This window comes from Novosphingobium percolationis, from assembly GCF_020179425.1.
GTDB classification, from domain to species: domain Bacteria; phylum Pseudomonadota; class Alphaproteobacteria; order Sphingomonadales; family Sphingomonadaceae; genus Novosphingobium; species Novosphingobium percolationis.
In genome coordinates this window covers 312,966-332,591 of sequence record NZ_JAILYM010000001.1, presented here as the reverse complement: position 1 = coordinate 332,591, position 19,626 = coordinate 312,966, and the positions used below count along the sequence as shown (strand labels likewise).

Sequence of the window (19,626 nt, the reverse complement as noted above, 5' to 3'; positions counted from 1 at the left end):
CGTCACCACGCCGTCGCGCCGCCGTCCACCGCGATGTCGGCACCAGTGACATAGCGCGCCTCGTCGCTGGCAAGCCAGGTGGCGGCACAGGCGATATCGTGCGGTTCGCCCAGCAGCTTGACCATATTCTTCGCCAGCACCTGATCGGCAAAAGTCGGATCGGCGGCAAGGTGGCGCTCGGTCGCGGCGGTGCGGATGAAGCCGGGGGCGATGGTGTTGGCGCGGATGCCGTGGGGGCCGCCCTCCATAGCGAGTTGCCGGGTCATCGCCAGTATCCCGCCCTTGCCCGCGCAATGCGCCAGCGCGGGCGAGCCTTCGAGCGCGTGGCGCGCGTTGGCGCTGGCGAAGTTGATCACTGAGGCCCGGCCGCTCGCCTTCAACCAGCCCCACGCAGCACGGGTGGGCAGGAACACGATGTCGAGTTCCCCTGCCAGCGTGCGCTTCCAGTCGGCGTAGGACAGGTGCTCGATCCAGTCGAACACGGCGAAGGCGGCGGCGTTGACGAGCACGTCGATGCGCCCATGCACCTGCCCGATGTCCGCGAATAGCGCAGTCACGGCGGCTTCATCGAGCAGGTCGCAGGTGCGATCCGCCCCTTCGCGGTCCACGCCGATCACGGTTGCCCCCTCGGTGCGGAACATCGCGGCGCAGCCCTGCCCGCTGCCGCTGGCCGCGCCGGTGACGACCGCGACCTTGCCTGCCAGACGCCCGCTCATGCCGCGCGGCTCCGGCCGGCCAGCGTGGCCAGGGCCACCAGCGCGCCGACAGCTGCGGTTGCGGAAAGGACGCTGAACGCGCCCAGCAACCCACCCACGGCCTTGCCGCTCGCCGTCACCACGATTGGGCTGAGGAACTGGCCGAAGGCGAAGGCCGATTGCCAGAAGCCCGTGCCGCGCCCGCGAAATTCGAAGCGCAGGATGCTCATCGACCAGACCAGCAACGTCGGCAGCAGCAGCCCTGCGCCGACCTGGTTGATGAAGCAGCCGATCAGGAAGCCGGGCACCGATCCGCTCTTGCCCATCAGCGCGAAGCCCAGTGCCAGCAGCGTGAATTCGGCGAGAAGCAGAAGGGCGACGCGCGCATGGCCGATCCGCGAATAGACCAGCGTGCCCAGTGGCACCCCGATGCTCGCCACAGAGGTCAGGAAACCGATCCGCGCCGGGCTGGTCAGCCCCAGCGCGGCAAGGCCGCTCGATGCCTGGATCTGCACGGTATAGAAGAACACTGAGCCGTAGATCGTGATGCCCACGATCATCGCCATGACCGCCCACGGGAAGCCCGCCCAGCTGGTGTTGTGCGGGGCCTGGGGCGCAGGTTCGGCAGTATCCCGCGATCCAGGCTCCCACGTGAAGCGCAGCACCAGCGCAAACATGACCAGCGCCGAGGCATAGACCCAGAACGGCGTGCGCCACCCAGCCTCGCCCAGCGCGCCGCCGAGGTTGAAGAACAGCAGCGCCGACATCGAGGCGAAGGCCGTCTGTCCCGCCAGCCAGCGATCGCGCGCCGCGCCCGAATAATAGTCGCCGATCATCGTGGTCGAAAGCACGTAGATCAGCGACTCTGCTATCCCCACGCCCACCCGCGAGAGCAGGATGGCGTTCAGATCATGCAGGAAAACCGGCGCGATGCCGACCAGCGCATAGAGCAGGAACGAGGCCAGCAGCAGGCGGCGGCGGCCGAAGTAATCGCCCAGCATTCCGGCAAAGGGGCATAGCAACGCCACGCAGAGCGAGGGCACCGTCAGGATCATCGGCACGCGGTATTCGCTGTCGGCAATGCCCGCGAATTCGCGCATCATCTGCGGCACCACCGGCGCGAGCAGCACAACCGCCATCGTCGTCAGGGTGATCGGCAGGAGCAGCGAGATACCGGTCATGAAACCGGGCTGGCGGGCGGCGTTCATGTGCGAATCCGCATCCAATTGGCCCACCGAAATCGTGGTCATCGCTTCTCCCATCGCGCCGTTCTGGTCCGCGCCACCCACCCCGCTCGCAGATCGTTCGCCTTCTGGCCAATCGATTTGCGGCGATGCCTCGCATCGGCCGCATCAATTCCTGAGCGCTTCCACCGCAGCGCGGATATGGCGTACCGCATCGACCTGTGGATCGATCAGCGACTGGAGCTGCAAGCCATCGGCCAGCGCGATCAGCAGCCGCGCCTCGATGTCCGGGTCGTGGCGCTCCGCAACCGTGCCCGCGCCCTGTTCGCGGCGGATCGCGGCAGCTAGCCTCAACTTGACGTGTTCGAAGCGGGTCTGCACGAAGTCGTGCGCCGGGTGCAGCGGGTCCACGGCTTCGGCCGCGAAGGCAAGGTAGAGGTGGACCACGCCGGGGCGCGCGAGATTGGCGCGGACCACTTCGGCAAAGCCATCGAGCGACATCTCGCCGTCACCGTCGCCTTTGTTTCCCTGCGACGTATTGTCCGCGTCCGAGCGCCGGATTACCGCCTGCATCAGCGCCTCGCGGCTGCCGAAATAGTACAGGATGTGGGCGGGTTCGAGCCCGAGGGTCCGGCCGATCGCCTTGAGCGAGGGATTGCGCAGCTCACCCCGGTTGAGCGCCGCCATCAACCCGGTGAGGATCTCCTCGCGTTTGGCCTGCCCCTTGGGCAAGCGGGCGGCCTTGGCTGCCCTGCTCGCCCCGGTCATCGGACGGTCACTTCACGCCTTTCAGGTAGGCAATCGACTGTGCCATGGCGCCAAACGCGTCGGTGGCAAAGGGCGGCTCCTGCTCCACGAAATAGCCTGTCACGCCCTGCGCGCGGGCGAGGTGGAGCAGTTCAGGCCAGGGGACCACGCCCTTGCCCACCGGAGCAGACACCTGCTGACCTGCAAAATTGGGCTTGGTGGAGGGGGCGATGTCCTTGACATGGAGCATGCGCACCCGCCCCGGGTTATGGCGCAGGACCGCCACCGGATCGCGTCCGGCCGCCGCGACCCAGCCGACGTCCATTTCAAAGCCGACCAGCGCCGGGTCGGTCTCGCGCATCAGCACGTCCCATCCCATGGTGCCCGCCACTGGCGCAAATTCCATGTTGTGGTTGTGATATGACAGCGCCAGCCCAGCGCCGCGCAGCACCTCGCCGCGCTGGTTGAGGAAAGCGGCACTGCGCTGCCAGTCGGCCACGGTGAACGCCGCGACCCCGCCGGTCAGCCCGGCGAAGCCCTGCGTCTGGATCGTGCTCACGATCTCGTCGGACAGCAGCGGGAGCGGCATCACGACATTCTTAACGCCCAGTGCATGGAGGTCATCGACAAGGGCTGCCAGATCCGCATCGACCAGCGCGCGATCGGTCGGCGCCATCCGCAGCTGCGCCTGGATGTGTGCAGAGACGATGGTCAGGCCCGCGCGGTCTGCGGCGGCCTTCAGTTCGTGAGGGCGCTTGCCGTGAAATCCGGCCGTCTCGACCGCGCGGTAGCCCATCGCGGCAAGCCGCGCGAACGTGCCGTCGAGATCCTTCGTCACCGCATCGGAGAGAGGGTAGAGCTGTACGCCCGGCACCGCATGACCTTGGCCGAAGAACGTTGCCGCCCGCGCAGGCAAGGCCGCCGCGATCCCGGCCAGAACGCCCCCTGCGAGCGTGTCCCGACGGCTGAGGCCCACGTGCTTCTTGATCGTCATGTCGTCGCTCCTGCCGGGGTCGGAAAAATCGGGCTCAGCACGTGGCCGGGCGCAAAGGGCCGGGCGTCCGCGGATCGACGGCAAAAGCGAACAGCCGCAAGCGCGCGGCCCTGGGCCCCTTTCCCACAGCACTCTCCCCTATCGCATGATGCAATTCTTTAATTCGATTAAACTCTTTGACCCGAGGTGTAAACCGTTACAGATCGTGGGCGGATGCATCGCCTCGATGCGAAAGGGATCGACGAAAACGCCGTGGCGACGATCAGCGAAATTGCCGCGCGCGCAGGCGTTTCCGTGGCGACGGTGTCGCGCACGTTCAGCCACCCGCACCTTGTCCGTTCAAAGACGCGCGACAAGGTGCGTGCCGCGATCGACGAGTTCGGCTATCGCCCCAACGCGATTGCCCGGAACCTGCGCCGTCAGCGGACCGAGACGGTCATCGTCATCGTGCCGCAGATCCAGAACACGTTCTTTTCCGGGATCATCCACGGGATCGAAGCGGTCGCGCATGATCGCGGCTACAAGGTGCTGCTGGGTGAAACACGCGGCGATCAGGTGCGGATCGATCACTACGCCGATCTGATTTCGACCCGCACGGCAGAAGGACTGATCCTGCTCGGTTCCTTGCTGCCCACCGCCGTCCGCAGCGCGATGCGCGACGGGGCCCCCCTGCCTATCCCGCTGGTGCTGGCGTGCGAGCGGTTCGAGGGACTGGCGTGCCCGACGGTCGCGATCGACAATGTGGCGGCTTCGAAGACGGCGGTCGCGCATCTGGTGGCGCAGGGTTGCAAGCGCATCGCCATGATTTCAGGGCCCAAGGGCAACACGTTGAGCGAAGATCGCCTTGCCGGGTATCGCGCCGCGCTGGCCGAGGCAGGCCTGCCGCGCGATCCTGCTTGCGAAGCGCATGGCGACTTTTCGATAGAGACCGGCCATGCCGCGATGCGCGCGTTGCTCGCCTTGGTCGAACGGCCTGACGGCCTGTTCTGCGCCAGCGATGAAATGGCGATGGGCGCGCGCGAGGCGATCCGCGCCGCGGGCCTGCGTGTGCCGCAGGATATCGCGATCGTCGGATTTGACGATATCCGCTTCGCAGCCTTCATGGAGCCGCCGCTGACGACCATGCGCCAACCTGCCAAGGAGATCGGCGAGACCGCGATGCAACTGATGATCGACCACCTCGAAGGCGATCCCGCCGCATGCCCCCACCGCGTATTCGCATCGGACCTGATCGTGCGGCAATCAACGCTGCGCTAATCGGACGGTCACTTTCAGCAATCGTTTGCACTAATCGAGAAGCTGTGCGAGAAAGGGTGTCACAAGGCCCGGAGCAGGGTCAATCGACGCCCGCTGCGGGCAAGGGGAAGAGGCACATGCAACCCGTTCGACCTCATTTGCGGCTCAGCCGGATACTGGAGATGAACCTCGGCTTCCTGGGGCTGCAATTCAGCTTCGGGCTGCAGCAGGGCAACATGGGGCCGATCTACAGCTACCTCGGCGCGAACGAGGCACAACTGCCGATGCTGAGCCTGGCCGGGCCGATCACGGGGCTGCTGATCCAGCCGCTGATCGGCGCGTTGAGCGATCGCACGGACAGCCGCTGGGGTCGGCGGACGCCCTACTTCATCGCGGGCGCAGTGCTGTGCGCGCTCGGGCTTTTCCTGATGCCGTTGTCGTCGTCGCTGTTGATGGCGGTGTCGCTGCTGTGGGTGCTCGACGCGGGCAACAACATCACCATGGAGCCTTACCGCGCCTACGTTTCCGACCGGTTGAACCCCAACCAGCGCCAGACGGGGTTCTTGTCGCAGAGCGCGTTCACCGGGCTTGCCCAGATGCTGGCGTTCCTGACGCCGTCGCTGCTGGTGGCGTTCGGCATGAACAAGGACTGGGTGGACGCGCACAACATCCCCTACACCGTGCGCGTGGTGTTCACCGTGGGCGCGGTTCTGTCGCTGTCGACGATCGTGTGGTCGGTGCTGCGCGTGCCCGAACTGCCGCTGACGGACGAGCAGCGCGCGCATATCGCCGCCGCGCCGAAGGGCTTTTCTGCCACGCTGGCCGAAATCGGCTCGGCCATCCGCGACATGCCGCAGGCGATGCGCAAGCTGGGGCTGATGAGCCTGTTCCAGTGGTTCGGGATGTCGGGCTACTGGACTTATGCGGTCTATTCGATCGGCCGCACGGTCTATGCCACGCAGGACGCGCATTCGCCCGATTTCCACAGCGCGGTGCTGACCAATGGCGAAGTGGCCGCCTTCTACAATGCGGTCGCCTTCGTCGCGGCTTTCGCGATGGTGCCGCTGGCCAAGCGGATGGGGCCGGGGCCGCTGCACGCGCTGTGCCTGGCGGCGGGTGGGATCGGGATGATCGCCCTGCCCCACGTGACCGACAAGGCGCTGCTGTTCGTGCCCGCGATCGGCGTGGGCCTCGCGTGGGGAAGCATCATGGGCAACCCCTACACCATCCTTTCGAACGCCATCCCGCCTGCACGTACCGGGGTCTACATGGGCATCTTCAACATGATGATCGTGATCCCGATGCTGCTGTTCGCCGTGCTGATGAGCAGGCTGGACCTTGGCGTCGTGTCGCTGGGCTTCGGCCTGTACGAACGCGCGCTGGGTAACGACCCGCGCCAGATGCTGACGTTGTGTGGTGCGATGCTGGTCTGCGCGGCGTTGTCGGTACTGTGGGTGCAGGAAGGACGCGCGGCGGCAATCCGCCTGACCGAAGCGGGCGCTGCATGAGCAAGCGCATCCTCTCGCTCGATACCGCGACCACGAGCCTGGTCATAGAACAAGCCGTTGCCGGTGCGCCGGCATGGCGACACTGGGGCGCCCGCGTGGTTTCCTCGGCCCTTGCGCCGCTGGCCGACACGCGCAGCGCGGCATCGTTCTCGCTTGATGGCGACGTGCCGTTTGGACCGGCCTCGGTCGGCGGGCTCGGCTGGTTCGGCGAAGAAGCGCTGCGGCTGTCGCGCAACGGGCGGGCCATGGCGGTGAGCTGGGCGACGTGCACGGCCACGGCCACGCCGGACCGCATCGTGCTGACCTGCAGCGATCCCGTGGCGGGAGTCACGCTGGAACAGACCTTCGCAGCAGCGGATGGCGGAGTGATCGCCTGTTCGGCGCGGGTCGAGAACACCGGCGATGCGCCGTTTGCCGTCGATTGGCTGGCGAGCGCGCTGCTGCCGCTGCCCGCCGACAGCGCACGGATCGTGTCATGGCGCGGACGGCACAACGCCGAACTGGTCGAATGCGAAGAGGCCATGCCGCAGCAGCGCTGGATGCGCGAAGGGCGGCGCGGGCTTTCGGGCCATGGCGGCGCGCCCGGCGTCTACGTGCTGGGGGAAGGCGCAGGGTTCCATTCGGGCGAAGTGCGCGCGCTGCAACTGGCGTGGAGCGGGGACAGTCGCATCGCGATCGAGCGCGACGACGAAGGCTTCTGGACGCTGGCGGCAGGTGCGGTGCCAGCCCCGGGCGAGATCGTGCTGGCGCCGGGCGCTTCGTGGGAGGCGCCGGTGGCGCTGACCGCGTTTTCCGACGCGGGACGCAACGGCGCAGCGGCGGCATTCCACGCCGCCGTCCGCGCGATGCTGCGCTGGCCGGGCGGAGAGCGATCCGCACGCAAGGTCCACCTCAATTCGTGGGAGGCGTGCTACTTCGACCATGACCAGACCCGCATCGTCGCGCTCGCCGAAGCGGCGGCGGCGGTAGGGATCGAGCGCTTCGTGCTCGACGATGGCTGGTTTCGCGGGCGCGACGACGATCGCGCGGGCCTTGGCGACTGGACGCCCGATCCGGCCAAGTATCCACACGGGCTGCGCCCGCTGGCCGAGCGCGTGAACGCCCTGGGCATGGAGTTCGGCTTGTGGGTCGAGCCGGAAATGATCAATCCCGACAGCGACCTATATCGCGCCCACCCCGACTGGGCGCTGGCGCTGCCGGGCCGCGCACGGCCGACCGCGCGCAACCAGCTGGTGCTCGACATGCGGCTGCCACAGGTGCGCGACTACCTGTTCGATCGCATCGACACCGTGCTGCGCGACGTGCCGATCGGCTATCTCAAGTGGGACCACAATCGCGACCATGCCCCCGGCGGCGGCGTTGCGCAGACGCAGGGCGCGCTGGAGCTTTTCGCACGCGTGCGCGCGGCGCACCCGATGGTGGAGATCGAGGCCTGCGCTGGCGGCGGCGGGCGCAGCGATGCGGGTATGGCTTCTTACGTCCACCGCTACTGGACGAGCGACAACATCGATGCGGTCAGCCGCGTTGACATCCAGCGCGGGTTCCTCGCCTTCCTGCCGCCCGAAGTGATGGGCAGCCATATCGGCGCGAGCCCCGCCCACGCCACCGGACGCAGCCAGTCGCTGGCGTTCCGCGCAGGCGTGGCGATGCCGGGGCATTATGGCGTAGAGATGGACCCGCGCACACTGGACGAGGCAGGGCGTGCCGAACTGGCCGACTGGATTGCGTTCCACAAGCAATGGCGCGACCTGCTCCACGGCGGGACCGTCTGGCAGGGCCGCGGCGCGGACGGCCTGGTCTGGCAGGCGCAGGGCAGCCCGCGCGATTTCCTGCTGTTCGCGATCCGCACCGCACCGCCTCTCGACCGGCGCGCGCAACCGCTGCGCCTGCCGTTCCTTGCCAACGCGGGCCCATGCGCCGTGCGACTGCTGCGCGTGGCCGGTGGCGAGCATGGCCATGCCGCCGCATCGACCGCCATGGGGCGGGCGATGCAGGCAGATGGCGTCACGCTCGATGGCGGCTGGCTCGCCGCGCATGGCCTGCCGCTACCTCCGACCAAGGCCGAAAGCGTGGGTATCTTCCACGTGACAACCCGAAATTCCTGACTTGCTGGGACCCCATCAATGACCTTCCCCTTCGACCCCGCTGGCATCAGCCGCTGGGAGCCCGATCAGTTCGACCGGGTGCCCGAACTCGCGCCAATTTCGGCAAACGATATCTGCAAGATACTGCCGGGCCTCGACCTGTGGGACAGCTGGCCGCTGGCGCACGAGGATGGTCGCACGGTGGTGCATCAGGGGCGGACCTGGTGGTTCTTCCTGTCCGCGCCCGAACTGCCCGATCCTGCCGCCCGGCATGACATGGCGCGCATCCGCCTGGCCTCGCACGGCGCGGATGGCTGGCGCGACCATGGCAACGCGCTGCCCGATGGCCTGAATCCGGGCGCGCGCGAATGGGCGGGCAGCGCGGTACTGGCCGACGATGGCGTAAGCGTCAGCCTCTATTACACCGTCGCGGGGCGCAAGGACGGTCCGCCCAGCTTCGAGCAGCGGCTGTTCGTGTGCGAAGGCACGCTCGTCGCCGATGGCATCGCCGGCTGGCAGCCCCCGCGCGAAATCATCGTGGCGGACGGGGTGCGCTACGTGCTCGATCGGCAGGAACGCGAAGCGGGCGCGCCGGGCATGATCAAGGGCTTTCGCGATCCGGCGTGGTTCCGGGATCCGCAGACCGGCGAGGCGCACATCCTGTTCACCGCCAGCGCGGCATGGAGCGACGATCCGCACAACGGCGTGGTCGGCATGGCCACCTTGCGCGACGGACGCTGGGTGCTCGGCGATCCGCTGATCGAGGCAATCGGCGTCAACAACGAACTGGAGCGGCCCTGCCTGCACCATCGCGACGGACGCTACTACCTGTTCTGGTCAACGCAGCGGCACACGTTCTCGCCCAAGGCGGTGGCAGGCCCGAACGGGCTCTATAGCGCCGTGGCAAACGATCTTCGTGGACCGTGGAAGCCGGTCAATGGCAATGGCCTCGTCGTGGCGAACCCGCTCGCAGAGCCTCGCCAGACCTACAGCTGGTGGGTGACGGGCGAGGACGAGGTGTGGAGCTTCGTCGATTACTGGGGTCTGGAAGGCAGGCGACCGGAGGACAACCCCGACCTGCTGCGCACCCGCTTCGGCGGCACGGTTGCGCCGGTGTTCCGGCTTGCCTACGACGGCGACAGGGTAGCCGTCGCCGCCGGATGATCAGGCGCTACCCCGGACCACCAGTTCAGGGACGATGACGTGCGAGGGCGCTTCGGCGCCCTCGATACGGCCCAGCAGGGCGCGGACCAGCGCCTGCGCGCCCTGCACCACGTTCTGGCTGACGGTGGTGAGTGGCGGATCGGCCTGCGCCGCCAGCGGCAGATCGTCGTAGCCGACGACCGCGACGTCTTCGGGCACGCGCAGTCCGGCTTCGCGCAAGGTGCGCATGGTGGTGGTGGCGATCAGGTCGGTGGCGGCAAAGATGCCGTCGATCTCGCCGCCATGGCGATGGACGAAGCCCGCGATCGGCGCCTGCATGTCGTCCTGCGAAAGCGATACTTCGAAGGCTTCGAGCGTCACGTCGGCAGCCTGCTCGGCAGCGCGCCGCGCCCCTGCCAGGCGGTCAGCGATTTCCGGGCCGCGCACGTCGCCAAGGAAAGCGAGGCGGCGGCGGCCCTGCCCGATCAGGTGCTCGGCCGCCATCTGGCCGCCCGCTGCATTGTCGGTGCCGACGGTGCAGTGCCCGAAGCCTACCTTGCCCCAGACCACCATCGGGGCATAGCGCTGCGCAACGCGCTCGATCGTATCGACCTGGTCCGACTGGCCGATGACGATCGTGCCGTCCAGCATCCCCGAATCGACAATGCGGTCGAGCCATTCGCCATCGCCCGGCACCACGCGCGAGAGCATGAGATCGTAGCCGGATTCGGTCAGCTGATCCGCCAGCGCTCCCAGCATCGTCATGAAGAACGGGTCGGAGATATGTTGATGACGCGCGTGGCCGAGCGGAAAGACCACGCCGACCACGCCAGTGCGCTGCGTCCGCAGGCGGCTGGCCATCTGATTGAGCCGGAAACCGTGCTGGCGGGCCAGTTCGACCACCTTGGCGCGCGTCTTTTCACTGAGCGTGCCCTTTCCGGTCAGCGCGCGCGATACCGTGCCAGGAGACACCCCGGCCAGCTTGGCCAGCTCGATGATATTCTTGATTCGCGCTGGCGGCGCAGCGTCCGCACTCTTCGTGGTCTTCGGCATAATTGCGTATTAGGGTGCGGCGCAGCAATGGCAAGACGTTTGGCAGACGTTTGCGAGAAGGCACGGATTCCCGCCGTTCCAAGGCTCGCCCTCACCGTCGATGTTGCACGAATGCTGCACGCAAGGGCATTTTCGCAAACCTTTGCTATTTCCGTTGCAAACGATTGCCGAAAGGACTAGGTGGAAGCATCAGCTTGTGCCAATGATGGCAGGGCTCACTTGGGGGAGATGCAACATGAGGCTTTCGGCCTTCACCACCTGCGCGTCCGCGCTTGCCATCGCCGGCGCGATGATTGCCGTTCCGGCTATCGCCCAGGACGCCGCCGCGACGCCCGCCGATGCCGCCGCCAGCGACGGCAGCCTTGATCAGATCGTCGTCACTGCTTCGGGCCGCGACAAGACCCAGCTGAACAGCTCGGTGTCGGTCAGCTCGATCAGCGCCGAAACCATCCAGAGCCTCAAGCCCTCGTCGGAAGCCGAAGTGTTCCGCATGATCCCCGGCATCCAGGTTGCCGGTACGTCGGGCCCGGGCGGTAACTCGAACATTGCCGTGCGCGGCCTGCCCGTCGCCACGGGCGGTTCGCCGTTCGTGCAGATCCAGGAAGATGGCCTGCCCACCGTCCTGTTCGGCGACATCCAGTTCGGCAACAACGACTACTGGACCCACTTCGACGCCACGGTAGCCAACGTCGAAGGCGTTCGCGGCGGTTCGGCCTCGACGTTCGCCAGCCAGGCGCCGGGTGCGGTAATCAACTACATCAGCCAGACCGGCAAGACCGAAGGCGGCTTCATCGGCGTCAGCAAGGGCGTCAACTACGACGAGACCAAGGTCGATTTCCGCTATGGCGGCCCGATCAACGACACCACGTATTTCCACGTCGGCGGCTACTTCAAGAACGGCCGTGGCCCGCTCCACGCCGGGTACACCGTGTCGGACTCCATCCAGGTCAAGGGCAACCTGACCAAGGAATTCGACGGCGGCAAGGGCTACTTCCGCCTGCTGTTCAAGGTGGCCGACACCAAGGAACCGAACTACACCGGCGCCCCGGCGTACGCCCAGATCAACGGCAAGAACGTCACCGACATCCGTCCCTTCGACGGGTTCGACGGGCGCAAGCAGTCGAACTATTCGGCGTTCAACCAGGACTTCCTGATCTACAACCGCGACGGCAACCTCGAACGCGTGGCGATGGACGGGATCACCACGAAGGCGACGTCCTTCGGCGGTCAGTTCCACTATGAATTCGATGGCGGCATCACCGTCGACAACAACATGCGCTACACCAAGATGAAGGGCGGCTTCGCTTCGCCGTTCCTCAACGTGGGCAGCACCGCGAGCGTCCTCGGCTCGACCGTCAACGGCGCGACCGTGGCCGACATCCGCTACGCCAGCGGTGCGAAGGCCGGGCAGTCCTACATCTCGCCCTACATCGACAACAACGTCAACGTCCGCACCAACATCCGCGACATCGGCAGCTTCGCCAACGATCTGACGCTGGCGGCCAAGCACGATCTCGGCACCGCCAAGGTCACGGCGCGCGGCGGTCTGTTCTACATGAACCAGAAGATCGCGATGGACTGGCACGTCAACAAGTCGCTGCGTGCGCTTGAAGGCGACAACCCCTCGCAGCTCGACCTGTTCGATGCCGAAGGCAACAAGCTGACCCAGGCCGGCATTTCGGGCTACAACAACAACTGGGGCAACTGCTGCGCCCGCGACTACAGCCTGTCCTATGCCGACACGGCCCCCTACCTGTCGCTCGACATCGACCACGATGCCTTCGACATCGACGGCAGCGTGCGCTTCGACAGCGTGAAGGCCAGCGGCTATGCCATCGGTGGCGGCGCGGAATTCCCGATCGACAGCAATGGCGTGACCATCCCCGCCATCACTTCGAACGGCACCCGCGAAGACCTCAACTACACCCGCAAGTACACCTCGTGGTCGGTGGGCGCGCTGTGGAAGGCCAGCTCGACCACCTCGCTGTTCGTCCGTGCCTCGCGCGGTGGCCGCTTCAACGCCGACCGCCAGACGCTGGGCGGCAAGATCCGCAACGACGGCCAGCTCTGCACATCGGCCGATATCGGCAGCAACGGCTGCACCGCCGATGGCGTGACGCCGTCGGTCGATATCGTGAAGCAGTACGAACTGGGCGTGAAGAGCAAGGGCGACCTGCTGGGTGGCCGCTTCACTGTCGAACTGACGCTGCTGAAGGGCAACTTCAAGCAGTCGACCTATGAACTGTCGGCCACCAAGTGCCCCGGCGGCGCAGGCGGTTGCGTGATCGACGCCAAGTACAAGTCGACCGGCGCGGAACTGTTCGCCACCTATCGCAACGGCGGCTTCAGCCTTGTCGGCAACGCCACCTATTCGAAGGCGAAGAAGCAGGGCGCCGGCGCAACCAGCTTCCAGCGCGCGGATGGCATCCCCGACCTGATCTACTCGGTCTCGGCCAACTACGATGTGAACAAGATCGCGACCGTGGGCCTTGCCGTCACCGGCCAGACCAACGCCATCGACAGCAACGGTTACCAGTATCCCGGCAAGGCGATCTTCAACCCCTCGCTGCGCGTCTATCCGATCGATAACCTCGAACTCGGCGTGCAGGTCTACAACGTGTTCAACACGTTCGACCTGCGTGGCAACGGCGGCATCGCCAACCTCGGCAGCAACCCGGCGGTGATCAGCGGCGCTCCGGCGCTGGGGCGCACCGTCAGTGCTTCGGTCCGCTACAACTTCTGACCGAGCCCCGCGAAGGAACCCCGGCCATTCCCTCCGGCCGGGGTCTCGTCTCGCACACCAAGCCCGTCAGGGTCGCACAGGAAAAGGCGGGAGCGGTCCACTGGCCCGCCCCGCCTTTTTCCGTTTCCAGCCCCGCCCATCCGCCTTATCCGGTGATGCCATGACCCAATCGCCCCACAGCATTCGTTCGATCCTGATCGTCGGCGGGGGTACCGCCGGATGGATGACCGCCGCCGCGCTGGCCCATGCCCTGCGCGAAGGTTGCACGGTCACGCTGGTGGAGTCCGAGGAGATCGGCACCGTCGGCGTAGGTGAGGCGACCATCCCGCCCATCCGCACCTTCAACCAGACGCTGGGCATCGACGAGCGTGATTTCCTGCGTGAGACCAAAGGCTCGTTCAAGCTCGGCATTGAGTTCGTGAACTGGGGGCGGCAGGGGCATCGCTATTTTCACCCCTTCGGCCCCTATGGCCGCGCGTTCGATATCGTCGACCTGCACCAATACTGGCTGCGCGCGCGCGAAGAGGGCGAGACCGCCCCGCTCGACGATCACGCGATGGCCTGGCAGATCGCGAAGGCGGGCCGTTTCGCCCCACCCTCGCCAGATCCGCGCAACGTGTTGTCGACGTTCGATTATGCCTACCACTTCGACGCCGGGCTCTATGCCGCGTTCCTGCGTCGTTACGCCGAAGCGCGCGGCGTGGTGCGGGTGGAAGGCAAGATCGCATCCGTGCGCCAGAACGGCGAGACCGGCTTTGTCGAAGGCGTGACGCTGGAGGACGCGCGCGCGCTCGATGCGGAATTGTTCATCGATTGCTCGGGCTTCCGTGGCCTGCTGATCGAAGGCGCGCTCAAGGCCGGGTACCAGGACTGGACGCACTGGCTGCCCTGCGACCGCGCGGTGGCCATGCCGTGTGAGAATGTCGCGCCGCTGACGCCCTACACCCGCTCCACCGCGCAGGAAGCGGGCTGGCAATGGCGCATCCCGCTGCAGCATCGCACCGGCAACGGCTATGTCTATTCCAGCCAGTTCATGTCCGAGGACGAAGCGGCGGACAAGCTTACGCAGCGCCTCGACGGCAAGCCGCTGGGCGATCCGCGTCCACTGCGCTTCGTGACCGGGCGGCGCAACAGCTTCTGGACGAAGAACGTTGTCGCCATCGGCCTGTCGAGCGGGTTCATGGAGCCGCTCGAATCCACCTCGATCCACCTGATCCAAGCGGGCATTTCCAAGCTGCTGGCGCTGTTCCCGGACCGCAGCTTCGATCCGCTGGTGATCGAGGAATACAACCGCATCGCGGTGAACGAGTTCGAGCGCATTCGCGACTTCCTGATCCTGCATTACAAACTGACCGAGCGCGACGACAGCGAGCTGTGGCGCTATTGCGCAGCCATGGACATTCCGGACACGCTCGCCACCAAGATCGAGCATTTCCGCCGCCATGGCCGTCTCGTCCAGCGCGACAACGACCTGTTCGGGCCGCCAAGCTGGCTCGCGGTCCACGTCGGGCAGTTCAACCTTCCGCAGGGCACCGATCCGCTCGCCGCCTATCGCGGCGTCGATGGGCGCGAATGGCTGGGCAAGCTGCGCGCAGCGATGCAGGCAGCGGCGCAACGCCTGCCCAGCCACGAAGCCGCGATCGCCGCCGCGATTGGTCAACCAGCCGGCGACCATGGCTGACGACGCCGGCGCGTGGCTGGCGCGCGCAGCCGCGGCGCGCGCGGGCCAGCGCATGGAAGAGGCGCTCGACGCCATCGGCAAGGCCGCCGCGCTCGCACCCGATGCGCCACAGGTTGTGCTGGGTCTGGCGCAAATCCGTTTCGAATGCGGGCTTGCCGCCGCGCCGCAGTTCGCACGCGCCGCCGCGCTGCTGCCGCAGCGGCCCGACGTTCTGCGCAGCCATGCGATGGCGCTCGCGGCTGAGGGCGAACCCGCTGCCGCGGATGCGATGCTCGATGCGCTGGTCGCCGACAACCCGCTGTGGCTCGACGGGCACCGCGCGCTGGCATCATTGCGCACCACAGCGGGCGAGCATGATTTCGCGCGCAGCTATGCCCGCGCGATCAAGGCGCAGCCGCAGGTGTTCGGCCTGCGCATGGCCCTGTTTCATGCGCTGTGCGCGGCGAAGCGCTGGGACGATGCGCGGTCCGTCCTCAATGCCGCCGAGAGCAACCTCGGCCAGCAACGCGCATCGATCATGGGCCGGGCCTACCTGTTGAGCGAATCCGGCGAAGGCGCAGACAATCCAACCCTGTTCGATGCATTGGAGGGGGAGCAGGACACCGGACTGGACCTTGCGCGCGTGCGCCATTTCCTGCGCGGCGGGCAGATCGAGCGCGCCCGCGATGTGGCGTTGCGGCATCGCGGGGCACCGACGATGGGGGCGTTCTGGCCCTACCTGTCGCTGGCGTGGCGGCTGCTGGGCGATCCCCAGGCGGAATGGCTCGATCGCGGCATGGATTTCGTCCGCGCGTTCGACACCGAACTGACGACGCCTGATCTTGCCGAGCTGGCGACCACCTTGCGCACGCTCCACACCGCGCAGGCGCCCTGGCACGAACAATCCGTGCGCGGGGGCACGCAGACCGAACGCCCGCTGCTGCTGCGGCTCGATCCCGTGATCCAGCGCGCGCGCGCCGCGATCGAGCGCGCGGTCCGCGCCTATATCGACGCCCTGCCCGCGCCCGATCCGGCGCATCCGCTGCTGTCACGCCCGCGTGGCGAATTCCTGTTTTCGGGCAGTTGGTCGGTGCGCCTGCGCCCACAGGGATTTCACGCCAGCCACACGCATCCGATGGGCTGGATCAGCTCGGCGCTCTACGTCACCGTGCCGCAAGGCGATGATCTCGGCCCGCCGCCCGCCGGGCACTTGCGCTTCGGCACGCCGCCGCCCGAACTGGGGCTGCCGCTGGAACCCTATGGCGACATCGCGCCCGAACCGGGCCGCCTCGCCCTGTTCCCTTCGACCATGTGGCACGGCACCGTGCCCTTCGCCGACGGCGAGCGCATGACCATCGCGTTCGACATTGTCCCCAAGCCCTGAGGCCTAGATGCACCCGCGCTATCACTATGCCCCTGCCCGCAACTGGCTGAGCGATCCAAACGGCCTCGTCCACGACGGCACGCACTGGCACATGGCCTATCAGTACAACCCGCATGGCGAGGAATGGGGCCACATGGCCTGGGGCCACGCGGTCAGCGCGGATCTGGCGCACTGGCAGGAACGTGCGCCCGCACTGGTCGAGGAGGCCGGCGTGATGGTCTTTTCCGGCTCCGCCGTGGTCGACCGCGCCGACAGCGCCGGGTTCGGAAAGGACGCGATCGTGGCGATCTGGACGGGCGCAGACATTCCGCACCAGCGCCAGAGCCAGTGCCTTGCCGTCAGCACCGACAAGGGCGCGACATGGAGCAAGTACGCAGGCAATCCCGTGCTCGACATCGGGCTTGCCGATTTCCGCGATCCCAACGTTTTCTGGCACGCCCCCACCGCGCGCTGGATCATGGCGGTGGTGCTCTCGACCGAAAACCGCGCCGCGATCTACGCCTCGCCCGATCTCAAGGCGTGGACGCTGCAAAGCCATATCCCGACGCTCGACGCGCCGGGGCACTTGTGGGAATGCCCGTTGCTGATCGAACTTCCGATCGAAGGCGAAACCGCCTCGCGCTGGCTGTTCAAGGTAGACGTGCTGTCGGGCGCGCCGGGATCGGGCGCACTCTATCTGACGGGCACGTTCGATGGCGCGGCCTTCACGCCCGATGGCCCGTGGCAACTGGCAGATGCCGGGTCGGACTTCTACGCCGCGATCGCCTGGCATGAACCGCGCGATGAACAGACCCGCCCTTGCTGGATCGGGTGGATGGGCAACCATGCGTATCAGAAGCACTTGCCGTTGCAGGGCTGGCGCGGTGCGATGAGCGTGCCCCGTCGGCTCTCGCTGGTGCGGCGCGAAGGCGCGCTGGTGCTGCGGCAGGACATGGAACCCTCGACCGCCCGCCGCTTCGGGCCGGACGCGCCGCTGACGCTGTCGCTTGCGGCGCAGACAATGCCGATAGCCTCGCGCATCGCGATTGCCGATACCGGCGCGTGGTCGCTGGAGATCGGTGCCGCCGATGGCCGCCACCTGTTGATCGAACGCGATCATGGCAAGGTCAGCGTGGCCCGCCACGATCCGGTCACGCCCGAACTCGACGGGCGCTGGCAAGCCCCTGTCGCGGCCGGAGCGGCCCTGACGCTGTGGCTGGACGTCGGCAGCATCGAACTGCTCGATGCAACAGGCGCGCTTTCGTTGACGCTTCAGCACCGGCTTGGCGGCGCGGACGTGTACCTGCGCGCCGACCGGCCGCTGCCGGTCGGTCTTTCCGCGCTATAGCGCCTGCCGCCCAAGCGCGATGGCCCCGGTGATTCCGGCATCGTCGCCAAGGCCCGGCGCGACGATGTAGCGTTCCAGCCCCGGATGGAGCCGGGGATGCTTCACATAACCGCCAAGTTTCGCTTCGGTGTGGCGACGCACCGAAGCCAGAACGCCCGGCGCCTTCATCACCCCGCCGCCGAAGATCAGCCGGTCCGGCATGTGCAGCAGCACCAGCGTTGCGGCGAGGTGCGCGACATAGCCGCCGATCAGGTCGACCGCGCCCGCATCGTCCACCAGCTGGTCCAGGCTGCGGCCCCAGCGCTTCTCGATCGCCGGGCCGCAGGCGAGGCCTTCGAGGCAGTCGCCATGATACGGGCAACTGCCATCGAACGGATCGGTCGCGCGATCGTGCGGCGGCAGGATGTGCCCGCTCTCGAAGTGCGAGATGCCCATCAGCGGGCGGCCCTTGTGGACCACCCCGGTGCCGATGCCGGTGCCGACGGTGGTATAGGCGACAGTGTCGCAGCCCTGCCCCGCGCCCGCCTGCCATTCGCCCAGCGCCGCGCCGTTGACATCGGTATCGACCACGATTGGCACGCCGAACCGGCCCAGCGCATCGTGGAAGCGCGCGCCCGACCAGCCCGGCTTGGGCGTGGTGGTGAACGTGCCATAGGCAGGAGAAGCCGGGTCGATGTCAATCGGGCCGAAACTCGCCACGCCGAACGCGGCGATTGCGCCATGCTGGCCTTGCACTTCTTCGAAGAACGCCGCCAGCGCCGGGAAGCAGCGATCGGGCGTTTCGGTGGGGATGCGGACGCGCGCCAGCACGTCGCCTTGCGCCGTCGCCAGCGCGGCCACGAACTTGGTGCCGCCTGCTTCGACCGCGCCGATCAGGCCCGTTGCGCCGCTGCCTTGCTCCATGTGTTCCTCTTCCTTGTCTTTTCCCGCGCGATGGCATGCATGGCGGGCGCTGCCTTGGCACGCAGAATACGACTGCAATCGTTTGCTGGCAAGGTGTGGGGAATGTTCCGGCGCGCGCTCCGTCCGCAAGCGCGCATCGCCCCCACGCCGCGAATCTGCCGAGGCAAGGCCTATTTCGACCAAAATGCCCGAACATCGGCGATATCGGCGGTGGAAAACGCGTCAGGACGAGGCTGTGACGTGTGGCCCTGCCCGCGACCAGCCCCTAAAAGACGCGCTCCAATCAGCGAGGTGTACTCCAATGAACCATGCAGAACTCGTCGAAGCCGTCGCCGCCGCCAACGAGCTGACCAAGGCCGATGCCCGCAAGGTCGTCGATTCCGTCGTCGAAGCCATTGCCGCCGCCGCCGCCAAGGGCGAAGAAGTGTCGCTGAACGGCTTCGGCAAGTTCAAGGTCAAGGACACCCCGGCCCGCGAAGGCCGCAACCCCTCGACCGGCGCGACCATCCAGATCGCCGCTTCGCGCAAGCTGACCTTCGCGCCCGCCAAGGCCGTCAAGGATCGCCTGAACGGCTGATGCCGCACCGGGCGTCGCGCCCTTTGCGCGTGCGACGCCCGGTCCGCTCATGATTTTCGGGATCTGCGGCGATGGAACTCGACGACCAGTTGCGCCGCTTCTTCGGCACGGACGATCTTGGCACCGTCACGCCGGTCGGTCTTGCCGCCGGGATCGAACGGATGCAGGTCGAATTGGGTCTCGAACAGGACCCGGCCCGCCGTTTTGCGCTGTGGTCGCTGCTGCACATGCTCGGCAGCGCGCCCGATCTTGACGTTGCCTTCAAAGACGAAGCGACACGCGACGCCGCGCGCAATTTCATGGACATGATCGACCGCACGCAGAGTTGACGCATTGCCGGCGATCCAAACGACAACGCGCAGTCCGCCGGACCGCGCGTCGCCTTGCC

The 19,626-nt window shown here is 67.0% G+C and carries 16 protein-coding genes; 10 read left to right on the top strand and 6 right to left on the bottom strand.

Annotated features, from left to right (window positions below; genetic code table 11):
• Nucleotides 1–2: 2 nt before the first annotated feature.
• The 4 genes from K3A84_RS01425 to K3A84_RS01410 all read right to left on the bottom strand — a co-directional run bounded on the left by K3A84_RS01425 (nt 3) and on the right by K3A84_RS01410 (nt 3,620).
• Nucleotides 3–716, bottom strand: a complete 714-nt coding sequence (locus tag K3A84_RS01425; RefSeq protein ID WP_225007283.1) for an SDR family NAD(P)-dependent oxidoreductase — start codon at nt 714–716, stop codon at nt 3–5.
• Nucleotides 713–1,945, bottom strand: coding sequence for an MFS transporter (locus tag K3A84_RS01420; RefSeq protein ID WP_225007282.1), 1,233 nt, complete (start codon nt 1,943–1,945; stop codon nt 713–715). Before K3A84_RS01420 ends, K3A84_RS01425 begins: the two co-directional genes overlap by 4 nt.
• Nucleotides 1,946–2,047: 102 nt before the next feature.
• Nucleotides 2,048–2,647 carry a TetR family transcriptional regulator C-terminal domain-containing protein gene (locus K3A84_RS01415; RefSeq protein ID WP_225007281.1) on the bottom strand — a complete coding sequence of 200 codons (600 nt, stop codon included), beginning with the start codon at nt 2,645–2,647 and terminating at the stop codon, nt 2,048–2,050.
• Between the two features lie 7 nt (nt 2,648–2,654).
• A complete protein-coding gene (locus tag K3A84_RS01410; RefSeq protein ID WP_225007280.1) occupies nt 2,655–3,620 on the bottom strand; it encodes a sugar phosphate isomerase/epimerase family protein in 966 nt (321 codons plus the stop codon).
• A gap of 213 nt (nt 3,621–3,833) precedes the next feature.
• Here K3A84_RS01410 and K3A84_RS01405 point away from each other — a divergent pair, with 213 nt between their 5' ends.
• The 4 genes from K3A84_RS01405 (at nt 3,834) to K3A84_RS01390 (ending at nt 9,612) form a co-directional block, all read left to right on the top strand.
• Nucleotides 3,834–4,877, top strand: a complete 1,044-nt coding sequence (locus K3A84_RS01405; protein ID WP_225007279.1) for a LacI family DNA-binding transcriptional regulator — start codon at nt 3,834–3,836, stop codon at nt 4,875–4,877.
• Nucleotides 4,878–5,038: 161 nt separating this feature from the next.
• Nucleotides 5,039–6,364 (top strand): MFS transporter, encoded by a 1,326-nt coding sequence (locus K3A84_RS01400; protein WP_225007278.1) that lies wholly within the window; start codon nt 5,039–5,041, stop codon nt 6,362–6,364.
• Nucleotides 6,361–8,469 carry an alpha-galactosidase gene (locus K3A84_RS01395; RefSeq protein WP_225007277.1) on the top strand — a complete coding sequence of 703 codons (2,109 nt, stop codon included), beginning with the start codon at nt 6,361–6,363 and terminating at the stop codon, nt 8,467–8,469. Before K3A84_RS01400 ends, K3A84_RS01395 begins: the two co-directional genes overlap by 4 nt.
• 18 nt (nt 8,470–8,487) lie before the next feature.
• Nucleotides 8,488–9,612 (top strand): glycoside hydrolase family 68 protein, encoded by a 1,125-nt coding sequence (locus K3A84_RS01390; protein ID WP_225007276.1) that lies wholly within the window; start codon nt 8,488–8,490, stop codon nt 9,610–9,612.
• Here K3A84_RS01390 and K3A84_RS01385 read toward each other — a convergent pair whose 3' ends face one another.
• Nucleotides 9,613–10,644 carry a LacI family DNA-binding transcriptional regulator gene (locus tag K3A84_RS01385; RefSeq protein WP_225007275.1) on the bottom strand — a complete coding sequence of 344 codons (1,032 nt, stop codon included), beginning with the start codon at nt 10,642–10,644 and terminating at the stop codon, nt 9,613–9,615. It abuts the gene before it with no gap.
• A gap of 235 nt (nt 10,645–10,879) precedes the next feature.
• Between K3A84_RS01385 and K3A84_RS01380 the strand changes: the two genes are divergently transcribed.
• The 4 genes from K3A84_RS01380 to K3A84_RS01365 all read left to right on the top strand — a co-directional run bounded on the left by K3A84_RS01380 (nt 10,880) and on the right by K3A84_RS01365 (nt 17,758).
• Nucleotides 10,880–13,387 (top strand): TonB-dependent receptor domain-containing protein, encoded by a 2,508-nt coding sequence (locus K3A84_RS01380; RefSeq protein ID WP_225007274.1) that lies wholly within the window; start codon nt 10,880–10,882, stop codon nt 13,385–13,387.
• A 160-nt stretch (nt 13,388–13,547) separates the two neighbouring features.
• The gene (locus K3A84_RS01375) at nt 13,548–15,068 is read left to right on the top strand and encodes a tryptophan halogenase family protein (RefSeq protein WP_225007273.1); all 1,521 of its coding nucleotides are present in this window, start codon (nt 13,548–13,550) and stop codon (nt 15,066–15,068) included.
• A complete protein-coding gene (locus tag K3A84_RS01370) occupies nt 15,061–16,431 on the top strand; it encodes a putative 2OG-Fe(II) oxygenase (protein WP_225007272.1) in 1,371 nt (456 codons plus the stop codon). The genes K3A84_RS01375 and K3A84_RS01370 overlap by 8 nt, the downstream gene beginning before the upstream one ends.
• A 7-nt stretch (nt 16,432–16,438) precedes the next feature.
• The gene (locus K3A84_RS01365) at nt 16,439–17,758 is read left to right on the top strand and encodes a glycoside hydrolase family 32 protein (protein WP_225007271.1); all 1,320 of its coding nucleotides are present in this window, start codon (nt 16,439–16,441) and stop codon (nt 17,756–17,758) included.
• Here the strand turns inward: K3A84_RS01365 and K3A84_RS01360 are convergent.
• Complete coding sequence (locus K3A84_RS01360; RefSeq protein ID WP_225007270.1) at nt 17,753–18,661, bottom strand: ROK family protein; 909 nt, start codon at nt 18,659–18,661, stop codon at nt 17,753–17,755. The genes K3A84_RS01365 and K3A84_RS01360 overlap by 6 nt on opposite strands.
• A gap of 301 nt (nt 18,662–18,962) precedes the next feature.
• Here K3A84_RS01360 and K3A84_RS01355 point away from each other — a divergent pair, with 301 nt between their 5' ends.
• Nucleotides 18,963–19,238, top strand: a complete 276-nt coding sequence (locus K3A84_RS01355) for an HU family DNA-binding protein (protein ID WP_225007269.1) — start codon at nt 18,963–18,965, stop codon at nt 19,236–19,238.
• 71 nt (nt 19,239–19,309) lie between these two features.
• A complete protein-coding gene (locus tag K3A84_RS01350) occupies nt 19,310–19,567 on the top strand; it encodes a hypothetical protein (protein WP_225007268.1) in 258 nt (85 codons plus the stop codon).
• Nucleotides 19,568–19,626: the final 59 nt, after the last annotated feature.

Excerpts from the sequence above, each read along its gene's own strand:
- K3A84_RS01425 (WP_225007283.1), bottom strand. The coding sequence starts at position 716 with ATGAGCGGGCGTCTGGCAGGCAAGGTCGCGGTCGTCACCGGCGCGGCC.
- K3A84_RS01420 (WP_225007282.1), bottom strand. The coding sequence starts at position 1,945 with ATGACCACGATTTCGGTGGGCCAATTGGATGCGGATTCGCACATGAAC.
- K3A84_RS01415 (WP_225007281.1), bottom strand. The coding sequence starts at position 2,647 with ATGACCGGGGCGAGCAGGGCAGCCAAGGCCGCCCGCTTGCCCAAGGGG.
- K3A84_RS01410 (WP_225007280.1), bottom strand. The coding sequence starts at position 3,620 with ATGACGATCAAGAAGCACGTGGGCCTCAGCCGTCGGGACACGCTCGCA.
- K3A84_RS01405 (WP_225007279.1), top strand. The coding sequence starts at position 3,834 with ATGCATCGCCTCGATGCGAAAGGGATCGACGAAAACGCCGTGGCGACG.
- K3A84_RS01400 (WP_225007278.1), top strand. The coding sequence starts at position 5,039 with ATGAACCTCGGCTTCCTGGGGCTGCAATTCAGCTTCGGGCTGCAGCAG.
- K3A84_RS01395 (WP_225007277.1), top strand. The coding sequence starts at position 6,361 with ATGAGCAAGCGCATCCTCTCGCTCGATACCGCGACCACGAGCCTGGTC.
- K3A84_RS01390 (WP_225007276.1), top strand. The coding sequence starts at position 8,488 with ATGACCTTCCCCTTCGACCCCGCTGGCATCAGCCGCTGGGAGCCCGAT.
- K3A84_RS01385 (WP_225007275.1), bottom strand. The coding sequence starts at position 10,644 with ATGCCGAAGACCACGAAGAGTGCGGACGCTGCGCCGCCAGCGCGAATC.
- K3A84_RS01380 (WP_225007274.1), top strand. The coding sequence starts at position 10,880 with ATGAGGCTTTCGGCCTTCACCACCTGCGCGTCCGCGCTTGCCATCGCC.
- K3A84_RS01375 (WP_225007273.1), top strand. The coding sequence starts at position 13,548 with ATGACCCAATCGCCCCACAGCATTCGTTCGATCCTGATCGTCGGCGGG.
- K3A84_RS01370 (WP_225007272.1), top strand. The coding sequence starts at position 15,061 with ATGGCTGACGACGCCGGCGCGTGGCTGGCGCGCGCAGCCGCGGCGCGC.
- K3A84_RS01365 (WP_225007271.1), top strand. The coding sequence starts at position 16,439 with ATGCACCCGCGCTATCACTATGCCCCTGCCCGCAACTGGCTGAGCGAT.
- K3A84_RS01360 (WP_225007270.1), bottom strand. The coding sequence starts at position 18,661 with ATGGAGCAAGGCAGCGGCGCAACGGGCCTGATCGGCGCGGTCGAAGCA.
- K3A84_RS01355 (WP_225007269.1), top strand. The coding sequence starts at position 18,963 with ATGAACCATGCAGAACTCGTCGAAGCCGTCGCCGCCGCCAACGAGCTG.
- K3A84_RS01350 (WP_225007268.1), top strand. The coding sequence starts at position 19,310 with ATGGAACTCGACGACCAGTTGCGCCGCTTCTTCGGCACGGACGATCTT.